At 65.7% G+C, this 7,432-nt stretch carries 4 protein-coding genes and 1 tRNA gene; 3 read left to right on the top strand and 2 right to left on the bottom strand.

Annotated features, from left to right (window positions below; translation table 11 throughout):
- The first annotated feature begins 115 nt into the window (after positions 1-115).
- A tRNA-Tyr gene (locus AB5Y72_RS00780) sits at positions 116-200 on the top strand.
- A gap of 127 nt (positions 201-327) precedes the next feature.
- Here AB5Y72_RS00780 and AB5Y72_RS00775 read toward each other — a convergent pair.
- Entirely contained in the window at positions 328-4,146 is a 3,819-nt protein-coding gene (locus AB5Y72_RS00775; protein WP_325782472.1) for a translocation/assembly module TamB domain-containing protein, read from the bottom strand.
- 76 nt (positions 4,147-4,222) lie between these two features.
- The gene (locus AB5Y72_RS00770) at positions 4,223-5,998 is read right to left on the bottom strand and encodes an autotransporter assembly complex family protein (protein WP_368198420.1); all 1,776 of its coding nucleotides are present in this window, start codon (positions 5,996-5,998) and stop codon (positions 4,223-4,225) included.
- 536 nt (positions 5,999-6,534) lie between these two features.
- Here AB5Y72_RS00770 and AB5Y72_RS00765 point away from each other — a divergent pair.
- On the top strand, positions 6,535-6,909 hold the full coding sequence (locus AB5Y72_RS00765) for a hypothetical protein (RefSeq protein WP_219143922.1): 375 nt from the start codon (positions 6,535-6,537) through the stop codon (positions 6,907-6,909).
- Between the two features lie 151 nt (positions 6,910-7,060).
- Positions 7,061-7,339 carry a peptidylprolyl isomerase gene (locus tag AB5Y72_RS00760; RefSeq protein ID WP_209793545.1) on the top strand — a complete coding sequence of 93 codons (279 nt, stop codon included), beginning with the start codon at positions 7,061-7,063 and terminating at the stop codon, positions 7,337-7,339.
- Positions 7,340-7,432: the final 93 nt, after the last annotated feature.

Raw genomic sequence — 7,432 nt, 5'->3', positions numbered from 1 at the left:
GAGGGGTTCCCGAGCGGCCAAAGGGATCAGACTGTAAATCTGACGGCTCTGCCTTCGAAGGTTCGAATCCTTCTCCCTCCACCATTCAAGTGCGCACCATCAGGCAATGCCCCGTGGAGGGGTTCCCGAGCGGCCAAAGGGATCAGACTGTAAATCTGACGGCTCTGCCTTCGAAGGTTCGAATCCTTCTCCCTCCACCACTCTTCCAGAAAACCCGGCCTCGCGCCGGGTTTTCGCTTTTCCGGCTCCCCGCTCCCGACCGCGTCTCCCTCCCCGGGCAATAAAAAACGGGAGGCCCCTGGCCTCCCGTCTTCGCATCCCGCGTCCTCACAGGGTGAAGCGATAGAAGATGTCCACCGCCTGGGCCACCCCGCTCATGGCCTGCAGGTAGAGCCTGGGCATCAGCTCGTAGCGCAGCTTGAACTCGGCGATGGGGCTGAACACCCCGACCCCGTACTGGAACTGCAGGCCGGGCAGCAGGTAGGCCGACAGGGTGACCTGGGTATCGTCTCCGCTGCCGGCGGTGTCGAGGGCCACGTCGCTCATGCCGAGGGACTCCCCTATGCTGGAGACCACGCCACTCGCCTGGCTCACGGCCCCCGCCACCAGCAGGCCATTGAAGCCGCCATCCTCGCCGCTGGTCTGCAGCCCCTTGCCGCGCAGCAGGTAGGAGAGCTGCTCGGACTGCGCCATCTGCGGCTCGGAATAGACGGTGATCTTCGGCTTGGCGGCCGGCCCGGTCACCCGCACCCCGACGGTGACGTTGTCCTCTATGGTATCGGGATCCCGGTAGGTCTCGATGTTGAGATAGGGCTGATCGATGGGGCCGGAGAAGAGGATACGCCCCTCCTTGATGATGAGGTTCTGGCCATAGGCCTTGAAGCGCCCGTCTTTCAGCTCCAGCTGTCCATTGCCCGCCAAGGGTTTGGACGGATCCTGGCGAATGTTGAGCGCCCCCGTCACCTTGGTCTTGAGCCCCATGGCCTCCAGCCGGACATCGTCCCCGAGCCGTACGGCGAGCCTGATCTCCATGGGCAGCGGCGCCGCCTTGGGCACGGGAGGCAGATCGTCGTAGATGACGGTCACGTCATCGGACACCGCCACCGCGCTCTCGGGCAGGGTCTTGACCAGGATCCGCGACCAGGGGATGTCCACCTGGCCGGTGACCCGGGTCTCCTCACCCAGGGAGATGGCGATATCCGGTGTCACCCGCACCCGGCCCATGCCCGGATACTGGGCCTCCAGATCCTTGCCCTGGATGGTAAGACTGCCGGTGACGGGCTGCCGGGCCCAGCTCAGCCAGCCTCCCAGCGCCAGGGGCCCCTTGCCCACCAGCATGGAGCCGTCGAGTTCGGCGCGGTTGCCATCGATCTTGAGGCGGGTCACCAGCCTGGAGAGGGTCACCATGTCGGAGTGGGTTTGCACCTCCCCTTCCCGCAGATCCAGCTCGCCGTACAGCAGGGGCGCGGCCAGGGTGCCGTCGAAACGGGCATCCGCCGAGATGATCCCCTGCAGGGAGCGCACCTCGGGGATGAGGGGGGCGAAGGTGGTCAGCTTGAGATCGTCAAACCTGAGCTGGCCCGACAGCTGACCGCGACCGGCGGGCTCCCTGATCAGCAGATCGGTGTCGATATTGCCGATCTGTTGGGACGCGAAGTCGACCCGGATGGCGGCCTGCTGGCGCTCGAAGTCCACCCCCAGCTCCAGGCGCTGGTAGTCGGTCTTGAGCTCGTCGGCGACGAAGGTGCCCGGCGTGGTGCGCACCGTGGCGTGCAGGGTCGGCTGGCTGCCGCGCCAGCTGGCGCGCCCGTCCGCCGACAGCACCGCCTGCCAGCGGAAGTTGTCCGGCAGCCAGGGGCGCAGCCGCTTGAGATCGAACTGGCTCAGGGCAAACTCCAGGCTGCCCTGGGCCGGGGAGATGCGGCTGCCCTTGACGCAGAGGCTGGCCTTCTGGGACCCCAGGCAGAGATCCCCCATGGTCAGCTGCTGGCTCGGCAGATCCAGGTCCAGCGCCCAGGGGGCGGTCAGGGACCAGCGCTTGAGGGGGGTCTTCAGCCTAAGCTCTGAGAGGGCGCCACGCCAGCGATCCCCGCGCAGACTGCCATTCAGGCGCAGATCGGCGGCCACCGGCTCCCCCTTCATGGTCAGGGTCAGATCGTGTCGATTGAGATCGCCGCTCAGGTTCAGGGCGATCTGGGAGAGCGCGGTCGCCCCCTGCGCCAGGCTCGCCACCGTCACGCCCAGTTCGCCCGCAGGCTTGTCCCCCACCAGGGCATTGCCCCGGATGGCCGTCTCCTTGAGCACTGTCCCCGCATAGGAGAGGCGGCTCGACGCCAGATCCACGTTCACCCTTGGCGCCTGCTGGCTGCCGGTGACGCGCACCTGTCCCTTGAGATCGCCGCCAAGGCCGGGATAGATGCCGCCTAGCTTGGGGGCGTCGATCTGCGCATCCAGCTTCCAGGCCTGGGTCGTGAGGGAGCCCTTCGCCTGCAACTGGTTGGGGCCGCTTTGCAGCGCCAGGGCCGGGATGGTCCACTCCATCTTGTCGTTGCCGCTGAGGGCTCCCTTGAGCGCCAGAGGATACTGGTTGAGCTTGCCGTCAACCTTGAGCTCCGGCAGCGCCAGCTGCCAGTGGCCCGCCTCGTCCAGCTCGAAGCGGCTCGCAATCCTGCCCGCCAGCGTCCCCTTGATCTCCGGCACCAGCTCGGCCGGGTTGATCCCCTTGAAGTCCGTGGTGCCCTGCCACTGCACCCCCTTGTTCCAGGCCAGCTTGCCGTCGAGCCTGAGCTCCCCCTTGAGGGCACCCAGCAGCAGCTCGATGCTGCTGAGCTGGCCGAGATCCCCCTTGCCCGACAGGGCCACCTTGAAGGGCGGCACATCGGTGCCCTTGCCGGCGGTCTTCAGCACAAACTGGTAGCCGGAGAGCTTGCCCTTGGCGCTCAGGGTGCCCTTGTCCAGCCGGTAGCTGGGTTCATCCTTGGCAGGCTTGTGCAGCGGCCAGGCGAGGCTCTTCCACTCCAGCGCCAGATCAAACGGCAGATCCGGCTCGAGGGCCGAGAGCGATCCCTTGAGATTGGCGGTGACCGGCCCCTTGGCCTTGAGCGCCAGCCCCAGCTTGCCCACGGACCCCGCCAGAGTCAGGTTAGCCTGCTCCCCCTTGAGCTGGTTCTCCAGCAGCCCCTTGCGGGCCTTGGCATCCAGAGTCAGGGCGAGGGGATAATCCTCGACCAGGCGCACATGGCCGCTCAAGGCCAGATCCGCCATGGCGTGGCGCAGGGAGAGCTCCCGCACGTCGATGCGCTCATCCTGGGCCTTGGCCGACAGCAGCAGAGTGTCGAGCCCCTCGACGAGCTCCCCCTGCTGGTAGCGCAACCTGGTGGCGTTCAGGCCTTCCAGCTGGATGGGGAAAGGCAGGCGGATCTCGGGCAGCACTATGGGCTCGGGCTTGTTCGCGGCCTTGCCCTTGCCGCCCTTGTCAGCCTGGCGCCCCTCGGACGCCTTGGCCGCCACCTCCTTCGCCTTCTGCGGTTCGCCCTTGCCCTGCCCCTGCTTGGCGGGCTTCTTCCCCTTGTCGGCGGGGGGCTTGCTGCCGGCCTCCTTGGGGGCATCCGCCAGCACGATGTCGAGGCTATCGAGCACGGGACCGCGCACCATGAGCCCCTTGCGATCCAGGGTGGCGCCAATCTCCAGATCCTTGAGGGTCACCGCCACGCCGGGCACGGCCAGATCGAGGCCGGCCACCCTGAGGCTGTCCACCTGGATCTTGAGCGGCAGCGGGTGCCAGACGAAGGGCTCCGACGGCGCTTCCGGCACAGGTTCGGATTCGGCCACCCGGACCACGGGACGGGTGACCGCGAGAGACTTGATCCAGAGCTTGCCCTGCAAGAGCTTGCCGAGATCCCAGTCCAGCACCGCCCGCTCCACGGTGACATCCACCAGCTCGTCCTGCCAGCCGACCCCTTCCAGGGTCCAGCCATAGCCGAGCTGACCCGCCACCAGCTCCCCCTTGAGGGAGGGCAGCGCGCTCCTGGCCTGCTGCCACAGCCACTTGTTGCCTTGGTGGGTGAAGCCCAGCAGGCTGACGCCGATGAGCAGCAGGAAGAAGAGGCCCATGAGCCACAGGAAGATGCGTTTTACCCAGATCACGATGCAGACCCCTGCAAGGAGAGCAGCCGCAGCGGCCAGAAAAGAGAGCGAAGAGGACGAAGGCGTTCAGACCGGATCATAGCTCTGGCCCCAGCGCGAAATGCAGCCGCAGCGGCTTGTCTTCTTCGGAGATGCCCACCGCCAAGTCCAGCCTGACCTGACCGATGGGGGTCACCCAGCGCACCCCGACCCCGGTGCCTATCTTCCAGGCCTCGCTGTAGTCGACGGTGGCGGTACCGCCATCCACGAACAGGGCGCCGAGCCACTTGTCGCTGAAGCGGTAGTTGTATTCCAGGCTGCCCACGCTGGTGTAACGGCCCCCGGTGAGCTTGCCCTCCTCGTCCCTCGGCGAGACGGTCTCATAGCCGTAGCCGCGGATGGTCTGATCGCCGCCGGTGAAGAAACGCAGGGAGGGGGGCACCAAGGAGAAGTCATCCCCGACGATGGCCCCCTGCTCGACCCGCATCAGGAAGCGGTGATCCTCCCCCAGGGTGCGCAGCCACTTGCTGCGTCCCCACACCCGCATGAAGTTGATGTCGGAGCCCCAGTAGGGACTGGAGAATTCCATCGTCAGCTGCTGGCGATCCCCCCAGTCCGGCACCAGGCCGCCGCGCACCCGCAGCCGCGACCAGGAGACCCCGGGGATCAGCAGCAGGCTGTTCCCCTCGTCGTTGCCCTGCACATAGCGCTCGTTCTCCAGCCGCACGAAGACATCCCTGTCCCAGCTATCGGGTCGCCGCTTCCAGCGGTGCACGCCGAAGGTGGCCAGATCGGAACGGGTGTCGTTGTTGTCGGTGTACTGGTAGCCGGCCTGCAGGGAGTAGTAGTCCCGCAGCGGGTTGCCGACCGGGATCTGGTAGTCGAAGCTCAGCTCCGCCTCAGGGGCCGAGATCTTGGCGGTGCTGGAGAGGCTGTGACCGTAGCGGTTGACCCAGGGCTTCTCCCAGGTGGCGCTCAGGCGCGGCCCCACGTCGGTGGCATAGCCGATACCCGTCTCTATCTCGTGGTCGACCCGGTTGGAGAGGGTCACCTGCACCGGCACCCGGTTGTCCTCGGCCTGGCTGATCAGGGGCTTGATGTCCACCTGCTTGAACAGCTTGGTGGAGGAGACGTCCTGGGACATCTCGGCCAGCCGGATCGCCAGATAGGGGTCGCCAGTCTGGATGTTGATGAGCGGCCGGATGAGGCGCAGCGCCTCCGGCGTCGCGTCGTAGCGGATTTCGCCGAAGTGATAGCGGGGGCCGGAGCGAAACAGGATGTAGATCTCCGCCTTGCCCTGATCCGGGAAGACCTTGACCTGGCTCTTGCTGATCTTGGCGTCGAAGTAGCCCCGCGCCAGCCCCAGGCTGCCGAGATCCGCCTTGATGGATTCGTACTTGCCGTGGTTGAGGGGATCCCCCTCCTTCAGGGGCAGCTTGTCCAGCAGCTCGCTGTAGACCTCGTCGCTGCCCGCATCCCCCTCCAGCAGGATGTCGAGGCGCGAGATGATCACGGGCTCTCCCCGCTCGATCTCGATGACGACCCTGGCCGGGGATTTCTTGTCGCGGGTGAGGGTGATCTTCGGCTGGTAGTAGCCGTAGACCTGCAGGGCCTTCTGCACGCTCTCGGTGATCTTGGCGCGGGCGGGGCGGTACTGGCGCTCCTGGTAGACCGGCAGGGCATTGAGATAGGCCTCGACGTTATCCTTCTGCTCCCCCTTGACCCCCTTGATCTGATAGGTCAGCTTGGCCGCCATGGCGGGGGTGGCCAGCAACCAGAGGGCGAGGAGCAGCAGCAAGGTGCCGGGCCCGGGGCGACGGGATCGCCCGGATGAAGTGCTCCCGGCTGGAAAAGTAGGATAGCATCCTGTCAAACGTCAATTTCCCCGAATAACATGATTGAAAAGTTGTTCTATTCAGAACGATACCGGGACTCACCCCGGCCAAATGCCGCCCATCCTAGCACAATCCCCGTCGCGAGATCCCCCGATCGGGCCCAGTCCTGACCATGATGCCCGCCCCCGGGCCGCGACCCGAACGACGGCCATCGGGCTCGCCTCCCTGCCAGAGCGACCAGACTGCGCACTCTCTCGGCGAGGGTCGTACAAAAAACCGTCTCTTCAAACGTCCGCCGCCTGCCCGCACTCAGTGCCGTCTCCTGTACGCCGCCTCCCTCCGAGCGACAGTTCCTGTCGAATCACACCGGACTTTGCGAGGGGGGACGACCCGGCCGACTTGACGTCATCGTCTGGCTCCGCCGCCTTCCTGCCGGCGATTGCACCAGAAAATAAGTTTAAATCAATAACTTGATAGGAAGCACTAAAGCTTCGTTCAATTCAATCGATTTATCCCGCTGCCACTGATCTCCCGCCTGCCTCACACTGACTCCATTCATCGCAGGAGAGCTTCCATGACCTTACGCAGCGAACAACTGGCTGACTACATCGCCGACCGGCTCGAATTCATCACCTTCCTGGCCTGCTGCAGCGCCTTGCTGGCCCTGCTGACCGGGATGAACGGCCAGCAGGCCCTGGCCTTCACCGCCCTCAACCTGCCCTTCGGCCTCGCCCTGCTGCTGGGCATGGCCCTGCTGGCCCCGCTGCCGGCCCACTGGCGCCTGCCCGGGATCGTGCTGCTGCTGGTCGGCGGCGCCCTGCTGACACTGCAGCTGGGCGGCGACTGGCTCAATCCCCTAGCCATCTGGTGCCTCTACGCCCTGCTGGGGCTGGAGATCCTCTGGCAGTCACGCCCCAGGGGCCGCCTGGCAACCCATCCCCGCGGCTGAGCCTGCCAGCCATCTGCCGACGGCCAGGAGGACGCGCCATCAGGCTACCCCCGCAAGGGGCTGACCAATCAGGCTGCGCCCTCAAGGGGCTGACGCAGGGGCGCAATTGGAGTAATCTTGCGCCCCTTTACCGCCACCGAGGAGCGCCCCGATGAAAAAAGCCTGTGCCCAGCACATCCTGGTCAAGACCGAGAAACAGTGCCTCGAGATCAAGGAGAAGCTCGCCAAGGGCGCCGACTTCGGCCAGATGGCCAGGCGCTTCTCCACCTGCCCCTCCGGCAAGCGCGGCGGCGACCTGGGGGAGTTCTCCAAGGGGGACATGGTCAAGGCCTTCGACGATGCCGTATTCAAGGGGGAGCTGCTGACCGTGCTGGGGCCGGTGCGCACCAAGTTCGGCTTCCATCTCATCAAGGTGCTCTATCGCAGCTGAGGGCTGCTGCCCGGGGTCGGCCCCAGGTTCCCGGCCCCTGCAACCCAAAGACGCAACGATAATTTACTAACGTTATCAGGCAATTAAGTTTAT

Origin of the sequence: Aeromonas sp. R7-4 (genome assembly GCF_040908055.1) — a bacterium.
Classification (GTDB): domain Bacteria; phylum Pseudomonadota; class Gammaproteobacteria; order Enterobacterales; family Aeromonadaceae; genus Aeromonas; species Aeromonas sanarellii.
Note: the sequence above shows the minus strand (reverse complement) of the source record. Positions and strands in the feature narration are given on the sequence as shown.